Origin of the sequence: Nguyenibacter vanlangensis, from assembly GCF_013376155.1 — a bacterium.
Taxonomy (GTDB): Bacteria; Pseudomonadota; Alphaproteobacteria; order Acetobacterales; family Acetobacteraceae; genus Gluconacetobacter; species Gluconacetobacter vanlangensis.
This window is the reverse complement of record NZ_JABXXP010001095.1, coordinates 1-709: the sequence shown is the minus strand read 5'-3', so window position 1 is coordinate 709 and position 709 is coordinate 1. Positions and strand designations below refer to the sequence as shown.

General features: G+C 70.8%; 1 pseudogene. It reads right to left on the bottom strand.

Going from position 1 to position 709, the window contains the following annotated elements:
• Nucleotides 1-709, bottom strand: a pseudogene (locus tag HUK84_RS21455) (helicase-related protein); the annotation flags it as partial.

Here is a 709-nt window from a genome sequence, read left to right as displayed (position 1 = left end):
CCACGACCACCTCGCCATGCGCGGTCACGGCGGACAGAAGGTCCTCCGCCCCGGTCGCCGCGTCCAGCCGGCGGATCAGCGACGCCGCGCGCCGGTCGACGAAACGCGCCGTCAGCCGCTCATGCAGCGCGTCGGACAACTGGTCCTCCACCGCGCGCGCGCGCGCCTGCCATTGGGCGGCGTCCCGCACCCAGTCGCGCCGCGCGGCGATGTAGGAACAGACACGGATCCCCGACAGGCGATGCATCAGCGAATCGATTTCGCCCTCGGTCCGCGCGACCGAAGCGATCTGCGACTCTAGCCAGGCGGCGGGCACATGGCCGTCGCGGACCACATGGGTAAAGACGCGCGCGCACAGGCGGGTATGCGTCTCGTCGCCCAGCTTGCGGAAATCCGGGATCTGGCAGGCGTCCCACAGCATGCGCGTCGCGGTCCTGGATCGCGCCAGCGACCGGATTTCCGGGATCGCGGCCAGGCTGGACAGGGTCAGCACGTCCGACGCCTCGTTGCCCGATCCCAGCCCCCGCGCCGGCGGCGCATGGTTCAGGCTGGCCAGCAGCGCGTCCGGACTGGAGAAATCCAGGTCGCTGTTGCGCCAGAACAACCGCTCGATCGGATCGAAACGATGGGTCTCGACCGCCTCGACGGTCTCGTCGGGCAGGGCAGGGCAGGTGCCCGTGGTGCCGAACGTGCCGTCGCGCATGCCGCG